This window comes from Schaedlerella sp., from assembly GCF_056796775.1.
Map to the genome: position 1 here is coordinate 170447 of NZ_JBQIKP010000001.1, position 24012 is coordinate 194458.

The 24012-nt window shown below is 53.8% G+C and carries 22 protein-coding genes and 1 pseudogene; 1 reads left to right on the forward strand and 22 read right to left on the reverse strand.

From position 1 onward, the window contains the following. Positions 1 to 2: 2 nt before the first annotated feature. The 20 genes and pseudogenes from trkA to spoIIIAA all read right to left on the reverse strand — a co-directional run bounded on the left by trkA (position 3) and on the right by spoIIIAA (position 18178). Positions 3 to 1361, reverse strand: coding sequence for a Trk system potassium transporter TrkA (trkA, locus tag ACTOY7_RS00710; RefSeq protein ID WP_160281444.1), 1359 nt, complete (start codon positions 1359 to 1361; stop codon positions 3 to 5). Between the two features lies 1 nt (position 1362). Further along, positions 1363 to 3021 (reverse strand): DNA repair protein RecN, encoded by a 1659-nt coding sequence (gene recN, locus ACTOY7_RS00715; RefSeq protein WP_300884439.1) that lies wholly within the window; start codon positions 3019 to 3021, stop codon positions 1363 to 1365. A 49-nt stretch (positions 3022 to 3070) separates the two neighbouring features. Continuing rightward, positions 3071 to 3526 carry an arginine repressor gene (gene argR / locus ACTOY7_RS00720; protein ID WP_160281442.1) on the reverse strand — a complete coding sequence of 152 codons (456 nt, stop codon included), beginning with the start codon at positions 3524 to 3526 and terminating at the stop codon, positions 3071 to 3073. A gap of 4 nt (positions 3527 to 3530) precedes the next feature. After that, positions 3531 to 4364, reverse strand: coding sequence for an NAD(+)/NADH kinase (locus ACTOY7_RS00725; RefSeq protein WP_160281441.1), 834 nt, complete (start codon positions 4362 to 4364; stop codon positions 3531 to 3533). A 21-nt stretch (positions 4365 to 4385) separates the two neighbouring features. Then, positions 4386 to 5231 (reverse strand): TlyA family RNA methyltransferase, encoded by an 846-nt coding sequence (locus tag ACTOY7_RS00730; RefSeq protein ID WP_160281440.1) that lies wholly within the window; start codon positions 5229 to 5231, stop codon positions 4386 to 4388. A gap of 64 nt (positions 5232 to 5295) precedes the next feature. Continuing rightward, a complete protein-coding gene (gene dxs / locus ACTOY7_RS00735) occupies positions 5296 to 7176 on the reverse strand; it encodes a 1-deoxy-D-xylulose-5-phosphate synthase (RefSeq protein ID WP_160281439.1) in 1881 nt (626 codons plus the stop codon). A gap of 128 nt (positions 7177 to 7304) precedes the next feature. Next, the gene (locus ACTOY7_RS00740) at positions 7305 to 8237 is read right to left on the reverse strand and encodes a polyprenyl synthetase family protein (protein ID WP_304970239.1); all 933 of its coding nucleotides are present in this window, start codon (positions 8235 to 8237) and stop codon (positions 7305 to 7307) included. After that, complete coding sequence (gene xseB, locus ACTOY7_RS00745; protein ID WP_160281437.1) at positions 8227 to 8484, reverse strand: exodeoxyribonuclease VII small subunit; 258 nt, start codon at positions 8482 to 8484, stop codon at positions 8227 to 8229. Before xseB ends, ACTOY7_RS00740 begins: the two co-directional genes overlap by 11 nt. Before the next feature lie 116 nt (positions 8485 to 8600). After that, complete coding sequence (gene xseA, locus ACTOY7_RS00750) at positions 8601 to 9833, reverse strand: exodeoxyribonuclease VII large subunit (protein WP_482671373.1); 1233 nt, start codon at positions 9831 to 9833, stop codon at positions 8601 to 8603. Between the two features lie 290 nt (positions 9834 to 10123). Beyond that, positions 10124 to 10516: pseudogene (gene nusB / locus ACTOY7_RS00755) on the reverse strand (transcription antitermination factor NusB); the annotation flags it as partial. Positions 10517 to 10654: 138 nt separating this feature from the next. Continuing rightward, entirely contained in the window at positions 10655 to 11032 is a 378-nt protein-coding gene (locus ACTOY7_RS00760) for an Asp23/Gls24 family envelope stress response protein (protein WP_016294194.1), read from the reverse strand. A 92-nt stretch (positions 11033 to 11124) separates the two neighbouring features. Beyond that, positions 11125 to 12717 (reverse strand): peptide chain release factor 3, encoded by a 1593-nt coding sequence (locus ACTOY7_RS00765; RefSeq protein ID WP_160281434.1) that lies wholly within the window; start codon positions 12715 to 12717, stop codon positions 11125 to 11127. 295 nt (positions 12718 to 13012) lie between these two features. After that, positions 13013 to 13624: a SpoIIIAH-like family protein gene (locus ACTOY7_RS00770; protein WP_160281433.1), complete on the reverse strand. Its 612-nt coding sequence runs from the start codon at positions 13622 to 13624 to the stop codon at positions 13013 to 13015. A gap of 14 nt (positions 13625 to 13638) precedes the next feature. Beyond that, positions 13639 to 14292: a SpoIIIAG-related protein gene (locus tag ACTOY7_RS00775; RefSeq protein WP_160281432.1), complete on the reverse strand. Its 654-nt coding sequence runs from the start codon at positions 14290 to 14292 to the stop codon at positions 13639 to 13641. Beyond that, complete coding sequence (locus ACTOY7_RS00780) at positions 14273 to 14725, reverse strand: stage III sporulation protein AF (protein ID WP_160281431.1); 453 nt, start codon at positions 14723 to 14725, stop codon at positions 14273 to 14275. Before ACTOY7_RS00780 ends, ACTOY7_RS00775 begins: the two co-directional genes overlap by 20 nt. Before the next feature lie 26 nt (positions 14726 to 14751). Then, positions 14752 to 16008: a stage III sporulation protein AE gene (locus ACTOY7_RS00785; protein ID WP_300886060.1), complete on the reverse strand. Its 1257-nt coding sequence runs from the start codon at positions 16006 to 16008 to the stop codon at positions 14752 to 14754. After that, the gene (locus ACTOY7_RS00790; RefSeq protein WP_160281430.1) at positions 16005 to 16391 is read right to left on the reverse strand and encodes a SpoIIIAC/SpoIIIAD family protein; all 387 of its coding nucleotides are present in this window, start codon (positions 16389 to 16391) and stop codon (positions 16005 to 16007) included. The genes ACTOY7_RS00785 and ACTOY7_RS00790 overlap by 4 nt, the downstream gene beginning before the upstream one ends. Before the next feature lie 124 nt (positions 16392 to 16515). Further along, entirely contained in the window at positions 16516 to 16710 is a 195-nt protein-coding gene (spoIIIAC, locus tag ACTOY7_RS00795; protein WP_016294201.1) for a stage III sporulation protein AC, read from the reverse strand. A gap of 47 nt (positions 16711 to 16757) precedes the next feature. Then, on the reverse strand, positions 16758 to 17240 hold the full coding sequence (locus ACTOY7_RS00800; RefSeq protein WP_482672627.1) for a stage III sporulation protein AB: 483 nt from the start codon (positions 17238 to 17240) through the stop codon (positions 16758 to 16760). Continuing rightward, positions 17225 to 18178 carry a stage III sporulation protein AA gene (gene spoIIIAA / locus ACTOY7_RS00805; protein WP_482672187.1) on the reverse strand — a complete coding sequence of 318 codons (954 nt, stop codon included), beginning with the start codon at positions 18176 to 18178 and terminating at the stop codon, positions 17225 to 17227. Before spoIIIAA ends, ACTOY7_RS00800 begins: the two co-directional genes overlap by 16 nt. Positions 18179 to 18399: 221 nt before the next feature. On the opposite strand from spoIIIAA, the gene ACTOY7_RS00810 reads away from it, so the two are divergent. After that, entirely contained in the window at positions 18400 to 19488 is a 1089-nt protein-coding gene (locus ACTOY7_RS00810) for a coiled-coil domain-containing protein (protein ID WP_300886061.1), read from the forward strand. A gap of 47 nt (positions 19489 to 19535) precedes the next feature. On the opposite strand, the gene ACTOY7_RS00815 is transcribed toward ACTOY7_RS00810, so the two are convergent. Both ACTOY7_RS00815 and ACTOY7_RS00820 read right to left on the reverse strand, forming a co-directional pair. Then, positions 19536 to 21623: a polyribonucleotide nucleotidyltransferase gene (locus tag ACTOY7_RS00815; protein ID WP_160281427.1), complete on the reverse strand. Its 2088-nt coding sequence runs from the start codon at positions 21621 to 21623 to the stop codon at positions 19536 to 19538. Between the two features lie 434 nt (positions 21624 to 22057). Beyond that, a complete protein-coding gene (locus ACTOY7_RS00820; RefSeq protein ID WP_300885380.1) occupies positions 22058 to 23968 on the reverse strand; it encodes an NAD(+) synthase in 1911 nt (636 codons plus the stop codon). Between the last annotated feature and the right edge of the window lie 44 nt (positions 23969 to 24012).

Consider the following 24012-nt stretch of genomic DNA (forward strand, 5'->3'; position numbering starts at 1 on the left):
ACCTACAACAAAATATCCTCTATATCCTGAATCTGTTTTTTCATTGTGATCACAATTACATTATCCCCCACCTGGATCCTGTCATCCCCGTTTGGAATGATGATCCGCCATTTCCTGGCGATACACGCGATCAGGTTATTCGGTTTCAGGGACAACTCCTTCAATGGGATATCCGTATATCTTGTCTTTGCTTTGACAATAAATTCCAGTGCTTCCACCTGCTCGTCCACCAGCTGGTACATGGTCTCCACATTGGCGCTGCCCTGGGAATTTTTTCTCGCCCGCACATAGCTCAATATGGCGTCCGCAGTGACGGTTTTTGCCGACACCACACTGTCCAGGCCGAAGTCCTCGATCATCCGCACTCTCTGGTCCTCATTCACCTTCAGGATGATCTTGGATACTCCCTGGCTTTTCGCGAACAGGGACATGATAATATTCTCTTCATCCATCCCCGTCAGCGCGATAAACGCATCCGCGTCCTGGATCCCTTCTTCTATGAGCAGATCATGATTGGTGGCGTCGCCGTTGATCACCGTTGCTTTGGGAAGCATCTCACAGAGACCTTCGCATTTTTCTTTATTCTTCTCAATGATCTTGACCTGCATCCCGATGTTCGTCAGCTGGAGGGCCAGATAAAAGCTGGATCTCCCGCCGCCGCAGATCATCACATTCTTCATCTTGATCTTCCGGTAGCCCAGCAGCTTGAAAAAACGGCTGATATCCTGGTGGGAGGCCGCCACGTGCAGCCGGTCCCCGGCCTGTATGGTGTAATCCCCGTCCGGGATTACCACGTCTTCCCCCCGTTCCGCGGCACAGACCAGAACCTTGATCTGAAAGCGGTTATACATCTCAGCCAGCGACATGCCCTGCAGCTTGCTCTCGCCTGATACCGGAAATTCGATCAGCTCCACCCTGCCCTTGACAAAGGTTTCGATCTTACTTGCATTGGGAAAGAGAACCAGCCGGGAGATCTCCTCCGCCATGGTCAGCTCCGGATTGACCGCCATACTCAGGCGCAGATCCTCCTTTAAAATGTCGATCTGCCTGTAGTAGATCGGGTTCCGTACCCGGGCGATGGTATGAAGCGCCCCGATCCGTTTCGCAATCAGGCAGCTCAGCATATTGCATTCGTCCGTGGAGGTGCAGGCGATGACCAGATCCGCCTCCGGCACCCCCGCGCTTTTCTGCACCTCTACATTGCCGCCCTCCCCGTGCACACCGATAATGTCCATGCGGTTCATGGCGTCTCTCAGCTTTTCCTCATTATTATCGATTAAAACAACATCATAATCTTCCGCGGAGAGCTGTCTGGTCAGCTTATAACCGACTTTGCCGTCTCCAATAATCACGATCTTCATTTTATCTCTTCATTTCCCTCGCACTTTCTAATATACTTGCAGTCACTTTCGCCCCGCCCAGAAGCCTTGCCAGCTCCTGCACGGATGCCTCCTCCTCCAGGCTGAATATCTCCGTCTGGGCTCCGCCTGTCTTCGCGCTTTTCCGGATCAGATAATGCGCATCGGCCTGGGCTGCAATCTGGGCCAGATGAGTGATGCACAGAACCTGTCTGGATTCTCCGATGATATGCATCTTTTCGGCCACCTTTCCTGCCGTGATGCCGCTGATCCCCGTATCAATCTCGTCAAAGATCAGCGTGGGCGTATCCTCCTGGTCGGCCAGCACGGTCTTGATGGCCAGCATGATCCTGGAAAGTTCTCCCCCGGATGCCACATTTCCCATGGGCCGCAGGGCCTCCCCCGGATTGGTGGAAATATAAAATTCCGCTTCATCCATGCCGTCTGCGGTATAGTCCTCCAGCTCTGCAAACCGCATTTCAAAACGGACATCCAGGAAATTCATGTCCGAAAGTCCTTCTTTGATCTCCTTTACAAAGGAAGCCGCCGCTTTTTTCCTTGCCTTTCTAAGGGAGAGGGCTTGCTTCTCATAATTCTGCCTGGATTGTTTCAGGTTCTCCTCCAATTCCTGCATATACTGCTCATAATCTTCCAGTTCCTTTAGTCTTTGCTTTCTCTCTTCACAATATTCCACGACTTCCGTGATCGTATTGCCGTATTTTGTTTTCAGATGGTTCAGTTCATTCAGCCGGTTTTCCGTCTCATAAAATTCTTCCTCGGAAAATTCCAGGCTCTTCGCATACTCGGACAGCTCCCGGTTAAAATCGTTGAGCAGGCTGTCGATCTCGATCAGCTGGCTGTACAATCCGGCCCCCTCTTCATCCACGGATTCTACGTCTGAGAGCGCATGGATGGCGCGGCTTAATAATTCGCTGGCATTGCCGCTCTCGTCCTCGCTGGTGTAGTGGTACGCCTCCGCGATCCGCTCCGTCACCTTTTTGCCGACGGACATCCTCCGGTAAAGCGCCTCCACCTCTTCATCCTCTCCCTCGGACAGGCCCGCTTCCTCAATCTCATTCACCTCGAATTCCGCCAGGGAGATCTCCTTCTGGCGCTCCCGTTCATCCATCCCCGATTCATCCAGCTTTTTTCTACATGCATGGTAGGTACGGAATGCCTTTGCAGTCTCTTTTTTTAGTGTTTCCACCTGTTCCCTTGCGTACAGATCCAGAAATGCCAGATGGTTCTTCTTATGGAGCAGAGACTGATGCTCATGCTGCCCGTGGATGTCGATGAGCATGCTGGCCACATCCTTCAAGGTCGCCATATTGACCGTCTCTCCGTTAATCTTGCTCACGCTGCGCCCCGGCATCAGCTTCCGGCTCAGTACGATCCTTCCCTCCTCTGGAAAGAGGTCCATGTCGGCAAGCTGCTCCTCCAGTTCCGGGGTTTCTATGGTAAAGGTCAGCTCCACCAGGCCGAACTTCGCCCCCGTGCGCAGCATGTCCGCATGAAACCTGCCGCCCAGCGCCAGATCTACCGACCCCAGCAGAATCGATTTTCCCGCCCCGGTCTCCCCGGTCAGGATGTTGAGCCCCGGCCGGAAGTTGACCTCGATCTCATCAATCAATGCCAGATTTTTTACGTGCAGATTTTCTAACATTCCATCTTCTCCTTATTTTCCGTAACCAGTCTGTCTGGCAGACTGAATGCTATTTTCCTTTTGTAATGATCTTCCGGATCTTTTCCATCACGGCAGCCGTATCCTCTACGCTGCGGATGGCGCACATGATCGTGTCGTCCCCTGCGATACACCCCACCACCTCGTTCCATTTCATGGCGTCAACGGCGGCTGCCACGGCCATCGCCATTCCTGAGACCGTCTTGATCACCAGGATATTCTGAGCCATGTCCATGGAAACATATCCGTCCTGGAGCACACGGATATACTTCTCGCTCATGCCCTCCTCCGGCTTTAATATGACATACTTCTGCCTGCTTCCGTCCACAGACATCTTCGTCAGCTTCAGATCCCGGATATCCCTGGAAACCGTAGCCTGCGTCACCTTAAATCCTGCATCCTCAAGATATTCGGCCAGCTCCTCCTGCGTCTCAATATCATGCTGTGTGATCAATTCAATAATTTTTGCATGGCGGCTGACTTTCATACACTTAATTTCCTTTCATCTTTTCTCTCATGGTCTTCATGAAGCTTTCCCGGCTCAGCTTGACCAGCTTCGTGGTCTCCCGCGCCTTTCTGACCGCCACCCGGTCTCCGGTGGACACCCCTTGTGTCTCCGCCCCGTCAAAGGTCACCAGGGCGCGCTCTGTGCGCCCGTACCTGCCCTCGCAGATTTCCACCTCAATGACATCCTCCGCGGAGAGGACCACGCTGCTGGCGTTCAGTGCATGACAGCAGATGGGGGTTATGACAAACATCTGCGCCGTAGGCTCCACAACGGGTCCTCCCGCCGACAGGTTATACCCGGTAGAACCCGTGGGTGTGGAAATGATCACCCCGTCCGCCAGGTAGCTGTTCAGCAGCACGCCGTTGACATATACATGGAACTGCACCACTCGCAGGTTTCCCTCCCTGGTCACCACGATATCATTCATGGCCATATACTCGTTCCTGCCGTCGATCGACCCCCGCATCATCATCCGGTCCTCAATATCCGGCTCTCCCGAAAACAACATGTCCAGCGCTTCCCTGATCCGCGGCAGCTCCACCTCGGCCAGGTAGCCGAGTGTCCCCATATTCACCCCCAAGAGCGGGATATTATGGCCCCCCAGCTCTCTGGCCGCGCGGATCAGCGTCCCGTCGCCGCCCAGCACCAGGGCGCAGTCCATCCCTTCCGGCACGGTACCCGGGATAATATGGCCTTCCTCATCTTTCTTCGAGAGGACGCAGCGTTTTCCATGATCCTCTATGTAATTCTGGATTTCCCTTGTGATCCGAAAATCCGGATCCTTTAATCGATTCGTTATGATATAAAATGTTTCCATCACACTGTCCTGTATCTCATGCTATGATTCCTTATGTCCCGGATCGGCTTCCGCCTTGGAGGAACCTCCCAATGCCGCAAATGCCTCGTCCACAACCGACTGCAGATCTATGGAGATCTCCGGCGCCGGCCCTTCCGCGCATTTTTTCAAATGGATCAGATATTCAATGTTGCCCTCCGGCCCTTTAATGGGGGAAAAGTCGATATTTTTGACTTCAAACCCGATGGAATGGGCATATCCGGCTACCTTTTCGATCACCTCATGGTGGGTGCTCTTCTCCCGCACCACGCCTTTCTTTCCAACCTTCTCTCTTCCCGCCTCAAACTGAGGCTTGATGAGAGCCGCAATCTCTCCCTCCGGCGTCAGGTAATCCCGAATCGGCCCCAGCACCTTGGTCAGGGAGATGAAGGAAACATCAATGGAGGAAAACTCGATAGGCTCTCCCAGATCCTCCGGCTTCACATAACGGATATTGGTCTTTTCCATACAGACCACCCGCTCATCCTGCCGCAGCTTCCAGTCCAGCTGCCCCCGCCCCACATCAATGGCATATACCTTTTTCGCGCCGTTTTGCAGCATACAGTCGGTAAACCCGCCTGTGGAGGAACCCACGTCGGTGCACACCTTTCCTTCCACGGACACGTCAAAGTGTTTCATGGCCTTTTCCAGCTTCAGGCCGCCCCTGCTCACATAGCGCAGGGCCGGTCCCCGTACTTCGATCTGCACATCCTCCGGAAAGGTGGTTCCCGCCTTGTCCTCCCTCTGTCCGTTTACAAATACATTTCCCGCCATGATCACTGCCTTCGCCTTCTCGCGGGAGGCAGTGAGGTTTCGTTTAACCAGTAATACGTCCAGCCGTTCTTTCATATCATTGATTCCTCATTTCACCGCTCTGCCGCAGGATTGACGCGGCCGCGCCAACAACGCCTGGTCAGCGGCAGTTTTTCTGTATTCTTTCATATTCTTCACGGATCCGCTTCACAACGGCTCCCTTTTCCAGCCCGGTCTCCCGCCGGAGCACCTCTGCGTTCCCGTGCTCCACATACGCATCCGGAAGCCCCACCGCGCACACCTGCACAGGCAGTCCCGTCCGGGAAATAAAATCCCGCACCTGGGAACCGAAGCCTCCGGTCAGCACATTTTCTTCGATGGTTACCAGCAGGCGGTGTCCCTCTGAGAGCTGCTCGAGAAGCTCCCCGTCCAAGGGCTTTACAAACCGCGCGTTGACCAGAGTACAGCCGAAGCCTTCCTTTTTCAGTTCTGTCCGGACCTCCTCCGCCAGGGAAGACATATGTCCCACGAACAGAAGCGCGATCTGTCCCTCCTCGTACAGGACCTCGCTTTTTCCGTATACCACCGGGGCCCGGAATTCCTGCATCCCTTCATAGGCCTCTCCCCTGGGATACCGGACGGCCACGGGGCCTGGAAAATCTACCGCAAACCGGATCATGTCCGCCATCTCCCACCGGTTTTTCGGGGACAGGACCGTCATGTTCGGAATACTGCTCAAAAAGGACAGATCAAAGATCCCCTGGTGGGTCTCCCCGTCAGAGCCTACCAGCCCTGCCCGGTCAATGGCCAGCGTCACCGGCAGGTTCTGCAGGCACACATCATGGATGATCTGGTCGTAGGCTCTCTGGAGAAAAGAGGAGTACAGCGCGACCACCGGCTTCATCCCGCCGACAGCCAGTCCGGCCGCAAACGTCATGGCATGCTCCTCCGCAATCCCCACATCAAAAAAGCGCTGTGGAAAATACCTGGCAAACCGGTTCAGTCCGGTCCCGTCCGCCATTGCCGCCGTGATCACCACAACCTTTTCGTCATTTCTTCCGATATCACAGATCACCTTGGAAAATACATCCGTATAGGAATCGGTTTTGGCCGCCTTCTTCGGTTCCCCTGTGGCGATCTCAAAGGGGCCTGTCCCGTGAAATCCGGAGGGATTTTTTTCCGCTGGTTCATAGCCCTTTCCCTTCTTCGTGATCACATGGACCAGCACCGCATGGTCTACCCGCTTCGCTTCCCGGAAGGTCTTGTACAGCGCCTTGATGTCATGCCCGTCCACGGGCCCTAAGTAGGTGATACCCATATTCTCAAAGAGCATCCCAGGTACGATGAGCTGCTTGATGCCGCTCTTTGTCTTCCGGATCCGATATACGATCCGTTCGCCCTGTCCCGGAATCTTTTTTAGCGTATCCTCCACGCCCCGTTTCAGATCCATATAGGCTTCCGCCGTGCGCAGCCCGTTGAGGTAGTTGGACATGCCGCCTACATTTTCCGAGATAGACATATTGTTGTCATTGAGGACGATGATAAAATTGCTTTTCAACCGTGCCGCGTTGTTCAGCGCTTCATAGGCCATTCCTCCGGTCATGGAGCCATCCCCGATGACCGCCGCCACGAAATGATCCTCTCCCCGGATATCCCGGGCTGCCACATAGCCCAGCCCTGCGGAAATAGAGGTGGAACTGTGCCCGGTGTCAAACGCGTCGCAGCTGCTTTCCTTCCGCTTTGGGAATCCGCTCATTCCGCCGTAGGCTCTTAAGTTCTCAAATCCGCTCCTGCGCCCGGTCAAAAGCTTGTGGGTATAGGACTGGTGCCCCACATCCCAGATCAGCTTGTCCTCTGGAAGGTGAAAAGCCAGATGAAGCGCCATCGTCAGCTCCACCACACCTAAGTTGGAGGCCAGATGCCCGCCGGTCATGCTGATCTTCTCCACCAGGAAATTCCGGATCTCCTGAGCCAGGGGATCCAGCTCCTCCGGCGCCAGGTTCTGTATATCATTTTCGCCCTGAATCTTATCCAAAATCATATTGCTTTCCCCTTTTTATGTAACCAATTTGCGAAGCAAATTGATTGCCTACTTGCCCGCCATCTGCGAAGCAGCTTTTTAATGAGGGCAATTCCCGTATCGTTTTTTCATACGATACTTTACACTGCTTATTTTTTCCGGTGGATCAGGGATTCCAGCAGCATTTCCAGAAACGGGTCCTGAGGTCCGAAAATCTCAAGCTCCCGGATCGCCTCCCGGGACAGCCGCTCGGTCTCTTCTTTCGCATGCCTGAGACCATTTAAAGTCACGTAGGTGGTCTTTTGGTTCTTTTCATCGCTGTGGATGGGCTTGCCCAGCTCTTCCCTGGTGCTCTCCACATCCAGAATATCGTCCCGGATCTGAAATGCCATGCCGATCTTGCGGGCAATGGACTCCAGCGCGCCCACCCGGTCCTCTGCTGCTCCTGCAAGCACCGCGCCGACCATCAGGGATGCCTCCAGAAGGGCGCCTGTTTTCAGCCGGTAGATAAAGTCCAGAGTCTCCCCGGAGATCTCCTTTCCTGTGGACTGCACATCCACCACCTGGCCTCCGACCATCCCGTAGATGCCGGCCTTCCCTGCCAGGATCCCCAGCGCCTTTCCGATCCGTGCCGCATCCGCCCCTTCCATAGAAAAGGCTTTGCAGGCCGTCTCAAAGGCAAAATTCAGCAGGGCATCTCCCGCCAGGATCCCCATGTCCTCCCCGTATACGATATGTGTTGTCTTACGGTTCCTGCGGTACTCGTCGTCATCCATGGCCGGCAGGTCGTCGTGCACCAGGGAATAGGTGTGGATCATCTCAATGGCTGCCATAAAGGGCTCGATCTCCCTTCCCTGTCCGCTGCACAGACGGTAGGCTTCCTGCATCAGCATCGGCCGCAGCCTTTTTCCTCCTGCCATCAGGCTGTATTCCATGGCTTCCATGATCACCCGCTGGGGGCCTGCCGCTTCCGGAAGATACGCCCTCAGAACGGCCTCGATCTGCCCGGTACGCTCTATGAGTCCCTGTTGGAACGCAGCTTCATTTTTTTCAAAATTCTGATCACAAATCTTACTGCTCATTGTCTTCTCCATCCTGAAACGGGTGCGTTTCCCCATTCTCATCCAGAATCAGCACTTTCTTCTCCACCGCGTCAATCACCGTATTGCACTGTTTCAGAAGCTCCATGCCCTTCTGATAGAGCCGGAAGGATTCTTCCAGATTGACATCCTCACCTTCCAGCTTCCCGATCACTTCTTCCAGATTTTGAAACAGTTCTTCGAGAGGGAGCTGTCCGCCCTCGGGAACCGCCTGCTTGTCTTTTCCCATCCTTAAACCTCCCTGATACTGTGTTGCATTCCTAACCGAATACAGAAAGGCCGGCAGCCTTTCCACATACGATGGTATCCATACCGCCCGCTGTTCACGCCATCGCTGTGTTGAAATCAGCGGATGCTGCCGCCCGCCTCTCGGTCCGTCAGCGATGGACTGGTTCCTCCCACCTGTGCATCCACGATCCCGTCGGATACATAGATCAAAAGCTCATCCCCAGGCTTTACCTGGGAAATGGACCTGACCGCCCCGCCGGTTCGGTCCGCCACATAAGAATAGCCCTGATTCAGCTTTTTCAGCGGGGACAGACCGTTCATTTTTTCGATATAGATCGCCAGCTTATGCCGACATGTCTCCAGCCGCCTCTCCATCTGTCCCCGAAGCCTGGTCTCCAAGTCGGACGCATACTGCCTCCGATCATTGAGCTTCTGCCGGGGATGAGCGTAGCGCAGCCTGACGGAAAGCTGTTCCAGACGCTGTCTTTGCTCCCGCAGTTTCTGAGCCATCAGCCGTTTTAACTGTAGCTCGTATTCCTTCTTTCTGGCCTCTGCTGCCGCATATTCATAGACCGCAAGTTCTGCCGCCGCAGAAGGGGTAGGCGCCCTTAAGTCCGCCACAAAATCCGAGATCAGGGTGTCTGTCTCATGTCCCACCGCCGAGATCACCGGGACGCCGCAGTCGAAGATGGCCCGGGCCACCGCCTCCTCATTGAAGGCCCAGAGATCCTCAATGGATCCGCCTCCTCTTCCCGCAATGATCACATCCACCTGCTGCTCTTCCATCATCCGGATTCCCCGGATGATGCTGGATACCGCGCCCTCTCCCTGGACCAGGGCCGGGTAGAGGATCAGCTGTACATAGGGGTTTCTCCGTCTGGCAATATTGATGATGTCCCGCACCGCTGCTCCGGTAGGCGCCGTCACGATCCCCACCCGGCGGACATAGGCGGGAATGGGCTGCTTGTATTCCGGCGCGAACATTCCCATCTCCTCCAACTCCCGCTTCAATGCCTCGAAGCGCTCATACAGAAGTCCCGCGCCGTCCAGAAGGATCTCCTTTGCGTAGAGCTGGTACTTCCCGTCCCGTTCATAGACGCTGATCGAGCCCAGAACAATGACCGTCTGTCCGCTCTGCATCCGGAACGAAAGCCCTGACCTGGAGCCTGCAAACATGACGCAGGCTATAGTCCCGGACTCATCCTTCAGTGAAAAATAAATGTGTCCCGAGGTGTGGTACTTACAGTTCGAGACTTCTCCCCGGACATAGATGCGGTTCAGCATAAAGTCCTGGGTAAACATATTTTTGATATAGGCATTGACCTGCCTGACCGTATAGACACTGCGCATATATCATGCCCCCTGTTCTCGTCATGCAGCGGCATCCGGCGTCTTCATGATTCCGATTCTGACTTTACTTCCGGCTGTAATTTTGCTTCCGGTTTCGGTTCCAGCGTTGGTTTCGATTCCGATTTTGCTTCTGGTTTTGGTTTCGGTTCCGATTTCGCTTCCGGCTTTGGTTTCGATTCCAATTTTGCTTCTGGTTTTGGTTTCGGTTCCGATTTCGCTTCCGGCTTTGGTTTCGGTTCTGATTTTGCTTCCGGTTTCGGGCCGCGGGATACCGGTTCGTCCTGCCGTCCTGCCAGCCGGCCAAGCACTCCGTTTACGAAGGCCGGACTTTCTTCTCCGCTGAACCGCTTCGCGAGCTCCACGGCTTCGTTGATCGCTACCCCGGTGGGAATATCCGGATCCCACTTCATCTCGTATACGGCAAGGCGCAGGATCGCCAGATCCACCTTGTTCATACGCTTCGTCTTCCAGTCCGTGCTCTTCGCGTTGATCAGCGCATCAATCTCGGGGATCAGCGGTATGACCTTTTCATATTTTGTCCGGATATACTCCTGATCCCGGTCCGTCGCATGCTCCAGGCTCTCGAAATATAATCTCAGATGCTCCGGCATCTCATCCGGCCGGTTGAATTCCACCTGAAACAGCATCTTAAACACATGCTCACGAAGTTCTGTTCTTACCATAAAAAACTCCTTTCCGCTTATACGGAACTGTATGGAAATAACTTATGCATCTTGCTTGTCTGCACAAGTTATTTTCCTACAGTTCCTATGTAAAAAAGTGTGCGCCTCAACGCACACTTGCGGCTTTGCAACGAAAACCTAATCTTCCATCTCCACGCCCGCGACACGGATATTGATATCAGCGACTTCAAGCCCGGTCATATTCTCGATCGCGCTCTTTACCTTCTCCTGTACCCTGGCAGTCACGTCCACAATACTGTAATTATACTTCAGATTCAGAGCAAGCGACACGGTCACAACGCCCTCCAACACATCCACCTTGACCCCTCTGGACAGCTTCTTCATGCCCAGCTTGCTGATCAGCTCATTGGTGATATTGCCTGCCATGGAAGCCACACCTTCCACCTCCGTCGCGGCAAGCCCCGCGATGATCGCTACGACTTCATCCGCAATCTTTACATCCCCAAGTCCGGCGTCATTCTGTATGTCATACGTTATTTTTTCGTCCTTTGCCATCTTTCTAACCTCCCGTCTGGTGTTTCGTATATCTGGCGCTAAGTATCATTATAGCAAATATCCTGCCGTTTGCAAACAAAAACTCTAACAATTTATGATTTTCCGAACTCCGACAGCCTCAGTCCCTCGTTCCTCTCCAGTGTCATACGGACGCTCCACTCATGGATGAACAGCAGAAGCGGACGGTCCTTTAAGTCCTTGATCTTCTTCATATCCGACGTACCGCTCAGACGGTCCATATCGATCTCTTCATTTTCAATCCAGCGGATATGCTCATAGGGCAGGTTTTCCAGAAGGATTTCCACGTTGTATTCATTTTCCAGACGGTACTTGAGCACGTCAAACTGAAGCACGCCCACCACGCCTACGATGATCTCTTCCATTCCGGTGTTGTATTCCTGGAAGATCTGGATGGCGCCCTCCTGGGCGATCTGGTTGATCCCCTTGACGAACTGCTTCCGCTTCATGGTGTCCATCTGACGCACCCGGGCGAAATGCTCCGGGGCAAATGTGGGAATCCCTTCATAGACATACCGTTCCTTCGCATTGGTCAATGTATCGCCGATGGAAAAGATGCCCGGATCAAAAATCCCGATGATATCGCCCCCGTAAGCCTTGTCGATCATCTTCCGTTCACTTGCCATCATCTGCTGGGGCTGGGACAGGCGCACCTCTTTTCCTCCCTGCACATGATAGACGGACATCCCTGCCGTAAATTCCCCGGAGCAGATGCGCATGAACGCGATCCGGTCCCGGTGCGCTTTATTCATATTTGCCTGGATCTTGAACACAAATGCGGAAAACTCCGTCTCTGTCATCGGATCCACTTCCCCCTGGTCGGACATTCTCGGCAGCGGAGACGTGGTCATATCCAGGAAATGCCGGAGAAAGGTCTCCACACCGAAGTTGGTCAGCGCGGATCCGAAAAATACCGGGGAAAGCTCCCCTTTTGACACCAGCTCCTGGTCAAATTCAGCCGCCGCGCCGTCCAGCAGCTCGATCTCTTCATCCAGCTTTGCCCGGGCTTCCTCACCCAGGATCCCGTCCAGCTCCGGGGCATCGATGGAGAGCTTCCGCACCTCCCCCATCCGGGTTCCCTTCTGGGTATCCGAAAACAGCTCCACCTCCCTTTGGCTTCGGTCATAGACTCCTTTGAAAGCCTTGCCTGAGCCGATGGGCCAGTTCACCGGGCAGGTGGCGATTCCCAACTCTTTTTCGATATCATCCAGCAGCTCGAAGGTATCCATGGCATCTCGGTCCATCTTGTTGATAAAGGTAAAGATCGGAATATGGCGCATGACACAGACCTTGAACAGCTTCCGTGTCTGGGCCTCCACGCCCTTTGACCCGTCAATGACCATGACCGCGGAATCCGCCGCCATCAGGGTCCGGTAGGTATCCTCTGAGAAATCCTGGTGTCCCGGTGTGTCCAGAATATTGATGCAGAAGCCGCCGTATTCAAACTGCAGCACCGAGGAGGTCACCGAAATCCCTCTCTCCTTCTCGATCTCCATCCAGTCCGACACGGCATGCCTTGCGGTCGCCTTTCCTTTTACGGAACCGGCCTGGTTGATGGCTCCTCCGTAGAGCAGAAACTTCTCCGTCAGCGTGGTCTTGCCCGCGTCCGGATGGGATATGATCGCAAATGTTCTTCTTCTCTCTATTTCCTTCGTAATCTCAGACATATTCAAATCTCCCAGCATTCTTTCTATCCAAAAATCAGGAGTCCGCCCGATCCCGCGCAGTGTATCGCACAGCACCGGGCGAAACAGTATTCTAAGTTTACCACAAGAATGCCCTGCCTGCAACGCCTGTTTTTCGTAAAATACAAAAAAGCGGTCACAGAGTGTTACTGTTCAAACCCTGACCGGGCGCTCACAGTAACGGCATCCAGCCCATTGAAAAGTCGCCTGCCGTCATCTTTTCCGCATACGAGGGAATACAAAAAAACCTGCGCGCGGCAGGTTTTTTAACAGGTCCTTATTCATGGATCGGCGTGATCACGATATTCTCCGGAGCGATCTCTGTTTTTCTGGTTACGATATCTTCAATCTGGGCCCGGTTGGCGTCTGTCAGCTCCGCCGCGTCCACCACCACGTCCACAGAGTCATTGGTCAGGCTGACCACTGCCTCTGAAAATCCCTTGGATGCCATCAGAGTTTCGATCGCCATCTCCTGCTCCGCCAGCTCCGTCATACGGACCATCTGGGCCACGGCATCCTGCTTTTCTTCCTCGCTGATATTGGTATTGTCGATCAGCGCCTGCAGGGTTTCCTTATTCTGGGCGCGGATCTGCTCCCGGGACACCTTTGCCTCCGCAACCGTGGTATTGGCCGCGCTGTTGGTCAGCACGGCTTCCCCTGGCGTACCCTCCACCTCGGAGTCCGTGCTTGCGATTTCCATTTCGCTCGTCTCAATGTCCTCCTCAGAAATGTCCAGCAGCTCCTGGTTGACCAGCTCCGTATTTGCCTCGGCAGTTCCTTTGTCTGTTTCTGAAAACAGCTTTCCCGAATAGTTCAGATACCCGGCGATGGCGATCATCACCGCCAGTGTTGTAATAATGATCTGGTTTTTCTTAAATAAACGCTTCACTTAAAATCCTCCTTTTATGTATCTGTCCTTTTCATTATTTTTATTTTATGCGCCTCCACACCGAATAATGCCTGAATTGCTTCCGTGATGTTCTGAATCACCACCGCATTTTCCCCTCCCTCCGCAATGACAAGTACTCCCTCGATCTCCGGTGTCATCTCCTTGCTGATATAAGGCGTCTGGGAACCATCTGAGCCCTGGGTATAGACGCTGGTTTTATCCGAAGAACGGTTCTGTGTCTCCCGGGTCCCTCCGTTCTGGTCCTCCTCGGAGGAGGACTGGCTGCTGGAAGACTGGTCTTTTTCCACGACTTTCTGCCCCGAAGACTTCAAGGTGATCACCACCTCCGCCCGCCCCACGCCCTCCACATATTCCAGTGCCGATGAAAGACGCCGCTCCAGATATTCCTCATAGGCTTCCATGGACTTTGTGTGCCCTCCCTGGGCGCCGCTGTTTGCCTGTTCGCCGCCCTCTCCCGGCTCCTTTTCGCCCCCGGACATACCGGTCTCCGGCACCCCGGGATCGGAATCCTCCCGAGAATCGGAAACCGGCCAGACGATCACAAGGAGCAGGAGCCCGCATAAAAAAATAAGAAGCAGCTGGTTCTTATTCGGAAATTTTGAATGGGATCTGATCTGTTCCATCCATTCACTCCACTTCTTCTCCAATCCTGACCTCCTTCACTTCAATCTCATCGACCCTGATTCCTTCCAAATCCTGATCCCCGCCTGCGTCTGCATGTTCCCCGGGGGCGTTTTCCCTCTCCTGCTCCCCCATCTTTGCGGTTGTCCCGCCGCTTTCCGTCACGAAGTATTCCTCCGGAAGAAAATCCAGTAGGTCCAGGTCCTGAAAATATTCCTCCTGCTCCTCAAGCTCCCGCCTATACTGCTCATGCTCATATCCATGATACAGCTCCATAAAGACCTCCCCGGCCCCGCTCAGGCTCAGAACCGGAGTCAGCAGAAGCATCATCAAAACCAGTCCGGTAAAAAAACGGATGTATTTCTGATAGGCGGTTCCCGGAAGGACTTCCAGCACCGCGGTGATGATCACCAGAAAAAATACGATATTTTTCATCCAGGTATAGATTGCCTCAATCATAACTCTCCTCCCTCCTTTGATCGCTCCTAAGATGTGGAAGCCGCCACTACCGCAATGGTGATCAGAAACAGGAGCAGTGTGGTATACAATACCTTCAGCATGAGCCGGTATCCCTCGCTGACGCTGCGGATGCATCCGGTAATCCGTTTGTCCGAGACCGGCTGGACCATGGCGGCTGCAAATTTATACAGAAATGTCATAGCTGCCATCTGGACCACCGGGACACTGCAGATCAGGATCAGGATCACGGCCCCTGCCATCCCGATCCCGTTCTTGATCAGTACGGCCGTCCCCAACAGTACGTCCGTCACACCGCCGAACAGGTTCCCTAGACCTGGAACCGCCTCCACTGTTTTGGTCAGCGTACTCCGCTTCAAGGTATCGATCGTGGGCGATAAAAGACCCTGGATCACATTCATCCCTACCACAAGCCCCAGAAGGGAGCGCAAAATCCAGGTGATCAACTTTCGGATCAGATCGGCCAGCTCCGACAGGACATGCTCCCCCACCAGATAATTCATGACCTGGATCATGATATACACATTGATCAATGGCAGCAGAAGCCGCAGCACCAGCACTTCCACCATGTAGATCAGGATCAGCACCATCCCGTAAAACATCAGGGAGCTGCTGGTTCCCGAGGCCAGTGATACCGCCATAAAATATCCCGGACAGAGCAGTCTCATAAAGTCCAGAAGCGCCTCCAGCTTTCCTTCCAGCCCTTCCATCGCCACCCGGAATGTGGTCAGGCACATCGTGATCAGCAGCATATACAATACGTAGAAGCTGATCTCCGACACCTGCCTGCTCTGGAAGGCGCCTGAAAAATTCGTGAAGATGGCGGCGATCACCGCGATCAGCAGCATATATACCAGATTTTTACGGTTAGTCCGGAATTCATAGTGAAACTGATCTCCCACATATTCCAGCAAAAGCTTCCCGGTCTCTGTCAGGTCTCCGCTCATCATGGATGCCGTCACATCCGAAAATCGGAGCTTTTCTCTGGGAAACAGATTGCGGATGCTGTCGTCCAGCTCCGAAAAATCAAACTTTCCCAGCATCTTATCCTCTGTCTGGTTTTGGATCTCCTCCATCTGCTCAGCGTCCAGCTCCCGGGACGGTGCCGGATCCGCCCCCTCTGTCTGGTTCTCTGCCGGCTCTCGCTCTTCCCTCTGTTCTGCCACCCGGCCTGCGTCAGGCTTGTCTTCTCCGGCAGCCTGTACCGCAGTCTCTGTCTGAAAAAGGAACAGCAAAACCAGCACCCACATCCAGGCCCTTTTCATGATAAAAACACCCGGATCGTCTCCAGGAGAGCCAGGAGCACCGGCATCCCCAGCATCAGGATGGTGAGCTTTCCAAAGATCTCCACCTGCGCGGCGATGGTCTGGTATCCGGTATCCCTGCATATGGCAGAGCAGAATTCCGCAATATACGTGACCCCGATCATTTTCAGCATGGTCGCGATATATCCGGTGTCAATGCTGATATACCCGCTCATCTGCTCCACCGCGTCCGCAAAGATCCCCAGCTTGTCGATCATGCACGAAAACAGCAGGATGCTCACCGCCGCACTCATATAGATGCCGTATTCCGCTTTCCCGCCTTTGAACTGCACGGCCAGCAGCGCCCCCACCACCCCGATGATTCCAATCTGAAACATATTCATACCTTCGCACCGTCCCTTTCTCCAATTGCCAACGCACCGAGCTGCCGCGTCATCCGTACAGTTTTACCAACAGCTCCCTGAAAGCTCTCCTGCCCCCTATGCAAAATTCATCCTCAACCGTTCTTTATAATAGAAAGAGCTGCCTGATGGACAGGAACAGATCATAGATAAACGGCAGGATCCAGGATAGGACCAGGATCAGCCCTGCCAGACTTACGATAAATGCCTGCTCGTCCCTTCCACTGTGTTTCAGCACCTGAGATAAGATAGAGACCAGGACTCCTACCGCTGCAATTTTAAAAATCAGATTGATCGTCATGGTACCCTCCTATCAGATCAACAACACCACCAGAAAAATTCCGCCCATCACCCCAAGACAGTTCCCGATCCGCTTCTTTGATGCCATCCCCTCCCGCACCTTTCGATCTCCAGCTCCAGACGGCCCAGGTACAGCTGCAGGTTTCTGCTTTCCGACGCTCCGTCCGTCTGCCCGAGATAGGTTCCCAGCTCTTTGAGCTGGATGGAATGCTCGCTTTTCAGATGCAGTTCTTTGAGATATTTGTCCACGGAACGCATCCAGATTTTCAAAAATGCGTCCTCCTCCCGGTTCTCTACCTGCTTCTCCATTGCCCCGAGCCACTGTCTGTAGGGCTCTCTGACACGCGCCGAGATTCTTCCGAACACCTCGCTCAAGGGCGCCGAGGAATATTCCAGCTCCCCTTTGATCATGTAGATAATATGCCGGATATACAAAAGCTTTTCCAGATATTCCTGCAGCTCCATGCCGTAAAGGATCCCAGCCCCGGTGGTTGCCGTAATGATCAGAATCCCACCTATAAACCGCAGCATAGCAGACTCCCCCTCTGGTCAAAGACCGCCCGGATCTCTCCGGGGTGGTTCCGGTTCCCCAGCACCACATAGCGTTCAAACCTTTTTTTTCGCACCAGGTCGGAAAGCACCGGCTTTTCGGAGATCTCCTCCATATCCCTCCCGTGTACGCTGGCGATCAGCGTGCATCCGCACTGCATGGCATATTCCAGGGCGTAGATATCTTCCGGGGAACCGATCTCGTCCACGGCAATCACTTTGGGAGCCATGGAACGGATCAGCATGATCATCCCCTGGGCCTTGGGGCAGCCGTCCAGGATATCCGTGCGCATTCCCAGTTCGTTCTGGGGCACGCCCAGGTAGCAGCCCCCCAGCTCTGAACGCTCATCCACCACCCCCACGGAGCATCCCTTCACATAGGTATTTCCATTCGACACCTGCCGGATCAAGTCGCGGATCAATGTGGTTTTTCCGCAGCAGGGAGGGGAGATGATCAGCGTATGGCATACCTGCCTGTCTTTTGTAATATATGGGATCACCTTGTCCGCGCAGCCGGCCACCTCATGAGCCACCCGGATATTGACCGAAGATATGTACTGCAGATTTTTCACCCTGTCCCGCTCCAGAATTGCCTTTCCTATTACACCCACACGATGTCCTCCTTCAATCGTAATAAATCCCTGCCGTATCTCCTGCTCATAGGCATAGAGGGAATAATGGCTCACATACTCCAGGGTTTCCCGCATTTCCTCCCTGGTCACGATATGCCCCCCTTCCCGGTCCCTTTGAATCGGCGGCAGTATCCTCTCTTCATTGTTGTATACCACGATCAGCGGCTTTGCGATCCGCATTCGGATCTCCTGAACCTGTCCGAAATCCAGACCCGCATCCTCCACCACAGCCCGCACAGACCGCGCCAGGACACACAATATCTGCCGTTCCTTTCTGTTCACATCCATCTTGTCCACCTCTTGTAACAATATATGAGGCATTGGAAAAATTATGCAGAAATTTATATCAAAAGCAACTCATTTATTAACAAAATCGTAAATGATCGGTAAAATATTCCTTTTAAGGCTTGCGCTTTTGGAAAATTCACTATATAATATACAGACAAGGTACTCTGTGCAGGCGCAGCAGAGTACGGATCATAAAGAAAGGATTTGATTTGTGATTGCGTATGAAACGAAAAGTACAAGCCATACCGGCCTTTCTCCTTGCATCTGTCATGCTGTTGATGTCAGTTCCTGTCTATGCGGATGAGATCGAGAATCTGGAAAGCAAAACCAGTGATCTTCAAAATCTGCTGAACGATATCAATCAGGATCTGCTGGCCATCAGCGATGAGATCGCATCTACGGAGACCAAGATTCAGGATGCCAACAATGAGATGTTTCGTATCCAGGACTCTCTTGCGATTTCCCGGGAGAACGAGATCAGGCAGTACGATGACATGAAGACACGGATCAAGTATATGTATGAAAACGGCAATAATAATCTTTTGGATTTGCTGTTCTCCGCCGAGAATATGTCCGATTTTCTGAACCGGGCGGAATTTATACAGAATATCAGCAGCTATGACCGTGAAAAGCTGGAAAATCTTCGGAGCATCCAGAAGGGGATCGAACAGCAGGAAGCCGATCTGACGGAAAAGCAGAATTCCCTAAACAGCCTGCAGACCCAGCTGAAAAGCCAGCAGGATGCTTTGAACCAGAAGGCGGCTGAGACATCAACAGATCTGGCCGTATTCAATCAGAAGCTTCAGGCACTGCGCGCGGAACAGGCACGGGCCGCAGAAGAAGCAAGAAGAGTCGCAGAAGCGCAGAAGGCCGCGGAAGCAAAAAAAGCCGCAGAAGCGCAGAAACCGGTTTCCACTGTACCCTCAGGAGACAGACCCCAGACAGATTCCACCGCTCCCGACGCGGACGGTACCCAGGAGGATGAGAAGGCGGATACCGATATCCCTACCCAGGAGACCACATATATTCCCAGTGAAAGCGGCGGGGCACTGACCCCTTCGAAGGGTGTGGTATATTACAACGGACACCGTGAGACCTATTATTCCCAGAAAGTCCTTCCCGGAGGCGGTCTGAATATTCCCGGACGCCATGTTGCATCGGACGGAACCATCCGCGATGCTGACGGTTATATCTGTGTTGCAAGCAGCGACCTTCCCTGGGGAAGTATTGTAGAGACCTCTCTCGGCACAGGCAAGGTATATGACTGCGGATGTGCCAGCGGCACCATTGATATCTATACAGATTGGTAATCTGAACAATAAAAAACCTGCCTCACCGGCAGGTTTTTTATTGTTCTCTATTCTGCTACATCACGCATACTGAAGCTGAATCTTCCCATCTTGTCCTTTCCAAGGCAGACAGCTTTTACCACATCTCCCATCTTCAGGACATCTTCCACCTTATTCACGCGGTGCTTCGCAATCTTGGAAATGTGCACCATGCCTTCCTTGCCCGGAGCAAATTCCAGGAATACCCCGAAGTCCTTGATGCTGACTACCTTTCCTTCGAATACCTGTCCGGCTTCAAATTCCGTCACAATGGTGGAGATCAGTTTTGCCGCTTTATCCATACTCTCCTGCTCTGTTCCGCAGATGGATACCGCTCCGTCGTCCTCGATATCAATCTTCACGCCGGTCTCCTCAATGATGGCGTTGATGGTCTTTCCCCTCTGTCCAACCACGTCCCCGATCTTCTGGGGATCAATCTGCATCTGGATGATCTTCGGCGCATACTCTCCAACCTCCGGCCTGGGCTCTGCAATCGCCGGATTCATCACTTCATCCAGGATATAGGTCCTTGCCTTCTTGGTAGCCGCAATGGCTTCCTCGATAATAGGACGGGTCAGGCCGTGGATCTTGATATCCATCTGGATCGCGGTGATTCCCTTGTGGGTACCCGCCACCTTAAAGTCCATATCTCCGAAGAAATCCTCCAGTCCCTGGATATCGGTCAGAACCAGATAATCCTCATCCGTATCGCCTGTCACCAGTCCTGCGGAGATTCCCGCAACCGCCGCCTTGATCGGCACGCCTGCCGTCATCAGGGACATACTGGACGCGCACACGCTCGCCTGGGATGTGGAGCCGTTGGACTCAAATGTCTCCGATACCGTACGGATCGCATAGGGAAATTCTGCTTCGCTTGGCAGCACCGGAAGCAGCGCCCTCTCTGCCAGCGCGCCATGCCCGATCTCACGTCTTCCCGGTCCTCTGGAGGGCTTCGTCTCTCCTACGGAGTAGGAAGGGAAATTATAATGATGCATATAGCGCTTGGAGGTCTCGGACTCATCCAGCCCGTCCAGCCTCTGCGCCTCGGATAACGGCGCCAGTGTGGTCACCGTGCAGATCTGAGTCTGTCCCCGGGTAAACATTGCGGACCCGTGGACTCTCGGGATCAGATCCACCTCAGCCGCCAGCGGCCGGATCTGGTCAATGGCACGTCCGTCGGGACGCTTATGGTCTTTGAGGATCATCTTTCTGACGGTCTTCTTCTGATACTGGTATACCGCCTCGCCCAGCACTTCCAGCCACTCTTCCTTCTCTGCAAATGCTTCCTCCAGCTTCTCTTTGATCACGCGGATGTTCTCCTCCCGCGTCTGCTTGTCATCTGTAAATACCGCCTCTTCCATCTCTGAGGGCGGCACGATCTCTTTGATTGCTTCAAACAGCTCTTCCGGCACCGCGCAGCTCTCGTACGTGTGCTTTTGCTTGCCGCACTCCGCCACGATGGTATCGATAAACGCAATGACCTTCTGATTCACTTCATGGGCCGCGAAAATCGCTTCGATCATCTGCGCCTCGGGCACTTCCTCCGCCCCGGCTTCGATCATGATCACCTTTTCCCTGGTGGACGCCACGGTCAGAGCCATCCTGGAAGCTTCCTTCTGCTCCGCAGTGGGATTGAATACAAACTGATCCTCAATGAGCCCCACCTGGGTGGTGGAAATCGGGCCGTCAAAAGGAATATCCGAGATGCTCACCGCAATGGCCGCTCCCAGCATGGCCGTCAGCTCCGGACTGCAGTCCGGGTCCACGGACATCACCAGGTTCTCTAACGTCACGTCATTCCTGTAATCCTTGGGGAACAAAGGCCGCATGGGACGGTCGATGACACGGTCTGTCAGAACCGCATTCTCCGACGCCTTTCCCTCCCTTTTGTTAAATCCGCCCGGGATCTTGCCCACGGAATACATCCGCTCATTGTATTCCACGCTCAGAGGGAAAAAGTCAATCCCGTCCCTCGGCTTCTCGGACGCCGTAGCCGTACACAGCACCGTCGTCTCTCCGTAATGCATCAGAACCGCGCCGTTGGCCTGCTTGGCAACCCGGTTCACATCCACCCGCAGGGTCCTCCCCGCAAGCTCCATTTCATACTTGTTATACATGGTACTCTCCTTTTCGTCATGGATTCGTCTGCCTACAGAAGAGTCCGAAACTACTGAAAAACACACCTGGAATCCGCCCTTTTGCTAAACCTGTTTGGCAGATGTACTTTTCAGTGGTCTCGGGAACTAAACAACTGCCCGCAGACTTAATTATTATACCATACTCTGCTAACCAGCGCAATTGAATTTTTCATCATGCTTCTGAGAACTTTTCTCCAGCGTTACAGGTCACACCTTGACCAGGCGTGCCCTGTAACTCAGGCCGTCATTTAAAATTGCCTACGGCAATGGACGGCCTGAATCCCAGCTTTTATGTGCATCCTCCTGACCAATCAGCGTAGTGATTGGTCAGTGTGTGACATGTAACTCTCCAGCCTACATACGATGGCATCAAAAAAGGATGCCGCTTTTTTTCCGGGCATCCTTTACAATCGTCATTCTTTTTCCAAATCTTCCAGCCACCCTGACGCCCATGCGTCGCTTGGCATCCTCCAGTCTCCCCTGGGTGAGAGCGCCACCGTCCCCACCTTGGGACCGTCCGGCAGGCAGGACCGCTTGAACTGTTGGCTGAAGAATCTCCGGCAGAAAGTCTCCAGCCATTTCCGAATCACAGCCGGTTCGTACTTCCCTGCAAAGGTCTGCCGCGCAAGCCTGTAGATCTTCCCCGGCTCATATCCGAAACGGACCATATAGTACAGGAAAAAGTCGTGCAGCTCATAGGGCCCCACCAGGTCTTCCGTCTTCTGCGCAATGTTCCCTTCCCTGGGCGGCAGAAGCTCCGGACTCACCGGCGTATCCAGGACATCATAGAGCACCATTTTAAGCTCCTCATCCCTGGCCGTGTCAGCGGCATACTTCACCAGATGGCGCACCAGTGTCTTGGGCACGGAAGCGTTGACACCGTACATGGACATATGGTCCCCGTTGTAGGTGGCCCACCCCAGCGCCAGCTCCGACATATCCCCGGTTCCGATGACCAGCCCCCCGTCCCGGTTGGCAAGGTCCATCAGAACCTGGGTGCGCTCCCTGGCCTGGCTGTTCTCATAGGTCACGCTGTGATCTGCGGGGTCATGTCCGATATCCCGGAAATGCACATTCACCGCCTCCCCGATGGGCACCTCCCGCAGCGTCGCCCCCAGCTTCACCGCCATCCGGCAGGCATTGTTGTACGTCCTGTCGGTGGTTCCAAAGCAGGGCATGGTGACCGCCAGAATCTCCTTCTTATCCCTTTCCAGCAGGTCAAAGGCCCTGGCCGCGACCAAAAGGGCCAGGGTGGAGTCCAGTCCTCCGGAGATTCCCACCACAGCGGTTTTTGCATGGGTATGCGCCAGCCGCTTTTTCAGCCCCATGGCCTGAATCATCAGAATTTCCTCACAGCGCTTTGCCCGTACTCCATCATCCTGGGGTACAAAGGGCTGCCTGGGAAACTTCCGGGTCAGCTCTGTGTCCTCCACATCCAGACAGAAAGGCACCCTGAAAAGTGTCCTTTCCTCCGTTCCGCCGAAGGTGGTATTTTTCCTCCGTTCGCCGGAGAGCCTCCGAACGTCGATTTCCGAACAGATGATGTCATTCTCATACCGCTGCGCCTCCTCCAGAACGGCGCCGTTCTCCGCAATAATATTGTGACCGCCGAACACCAGATCCGTGGTTGACTCCCCTTCCCCCGCATTTGCATACACGTATCCTGCGATCAGGCGGGCGGACTGCCCCTGGATCAGTTCCCTGCGGTAGACGTCCTTTCCGATGGTCTCGTCGCTGGCCGAACAGTTTACGATCACCGTCGCCCCTTCCAGCGCAGCCTGGATGCTGGGCGGGACAGGGGACCACACATCCTCGCAGATCTCCGCCGATACCACCAGTTCCTCCATATTCCGGCACGGAAACAAAAGCTGAGGCCCAAAGGGGATCTGCGCCCCCTCAAATTCGATCATCCTTGCAGTCCGCGGGCCCGGCGTAAACTGCCGCATCTCATAAAATTCTCCGTAATTGGGCAGGAATGTCTTCGTCGTAAAGCCCAGGATCTCTCCCCGGTTCAAAGCCGCCGCCACATTATAGAGCTTTCCCTCCACGCACAGCGGCAGGCCCACAAACACAAGCATGTCCTTTTCCTTCGTAAACTCCGCGATATGCAGCAAAGCCTGTCTCGCATTTCTCAAAAGTACATCCTGTGTAAACAAGTCGCCGCAGGTATATCCCGTGACGCACAATTCGGGAAATACCAGAATCTTCGCCCGAAGCTTTTCCGCCTCCAGGATACACTCACAGATTTTTTCCTGATTATACGCCGTATCGGCAACCCGGATGTCCGGCGTGGCCGCCGCCGTCTTCACAAACCCATGTTTCATTTTCTTCAACCCTTCCGTTCCATTTTTTTCATGCAATGCTTTAC

Bases quoted from the DNA above. Each gene is read 5' to 3' on its own strand.
- trkA (WP_160281444.1), bottom strand. From the start codon at position 1,361: ATGAAGATCGTGATTATTGGAGACGGCAAAGTCGGTTATAAGCTGACC.
- recN (WP_300884439.1), bottom strand. From the start codon at position 3,021: ATGTTAGAAAATCTGCACGTAAAAAATCTGGCATTGATTGATGAGATC.
- argR (WP_160281442.1), bottom strand. From the start codon at position 3,526: ATGAAAGTCAGCCGCCATGCAAAAATTATTGAATTGATCACACAGCAT.
- ACTOY7_RS00725 (WP_160281441.1), bottom strand. From the start codon at position 4,364: ATGGAAACATTTTATATCATAACGAATCGATTAAAGGATCCGGATTTT.
- ACTOY7_RS00730 (WP_160281440.1), bottom strand. From the start codon at position 5,231: ATGAAAGAACGGCTGGACGTATTACTGGTTAAACGAAACCTCACTGCC.
- dxs (WP_160281439.1), bottom strand. From the start codon at position 7,176: ATGATTTTGGATAAGATTCAGGGCGAAAATGATATACAGAACCTGGCG.
- ACTOY7_RS00740 (WP_304970239.1), bottom strand. From the start codon at position 8,237: ATGAGCAGTAAGATTTGTGATCAGAATTTTGAAAAAAATGAAGCTGCG.
- xseB (WP_160281437.1), bottom strand. From the start codon at position 8,484: ATGGGAAAAGACAAGCAGGCGGTTCCCGAGGGCGGACAGCTCCCTCTC.
- xseA (WP_482671373.1), bottom strand. From the start codon at position 9,833: ATGCGCAGTGTCTATACGGTCAGGCAGGTCAATGCCTATATCAAAAAT.
- ACTOY7_RS00760 (WP_016294194.1), bottom strand. From the start codon at position 11,032: ATGGCAAAGGACGAAAAAATAACGTATGACATACAGAATGACGCCGGA.
- ACTOY7_RS00765 (WP_160281434.1), bottom strand. From the start codon at position 12,717: ATGTCTGAGATTACGAAGGAAATAGAGAGAAGAAGAACATTTGCGATC.
- ACTOY7_RS00780 (WP_160281431.1), bottom strand. From the start codon at position 14,725: ATGATTGAGGCAATCTATACCTGGATGAAAAATATCGTATTTTTTCTG.
- ACTOY7_RS00785 (WP_300886060.1), bottom strand. From the start codon at position 16,008: ATGAAAAGGGCCTGGATGTGGGTGCTGGTTTTGCTGTTCCTTTTTCAG.
- ACTOY7_RS00790 (WP_160281430.1), bottom strand. From the start codon at position 16,391: ATGAATATGTTTCAGATTGGAATCATCGGGGTGGTGGGGGCGCTGCTG.
- spoIIIAC (WP_016294201.1), bottom strand. From the start codon at position 16,710: ATGACGATCAATCTGATTTTTAAAATTGCAGCGGTAGGAGTCCTGGTC.
- ACTOY7_RS00800 (WP_482672627.1), bottom strand. From the start codon at position 17,240: ATGCTGCGGTTTATAGGTGGGATTCTGATCATTACGGCAACCACCGGG.
- spoIIIAA (WP_482672187.1), bottom strand. From the start codon at position 18,178: ATGGATGTGAACAGAAAGGAACGGCAGATATTGTGTGTCCTGGCGCGG.
- ACTOY7_RS00810 (WP_300886061.1), top strand. From the start codon at position 18,400: ATGAAACGAAAAGTACAAGCCATACCGGCCTTTCTCCTTGCATCTGTC.
- ACTOY7_RS00815 (WP_160281427.1), bottom strand. From the start codon at position 21,623: ATGTATAACAAGTATGAAATGGAGCTTGCGGGGAGGACCCTGCGGGTG.
- ACTOY7_RS00820 (WP_300885380.1), bottom strand. From the start codon at position 23,968: ATGAAACATGGGTTTGTGAAGACGGCGGCGGCCACGCCGGACATCCGG.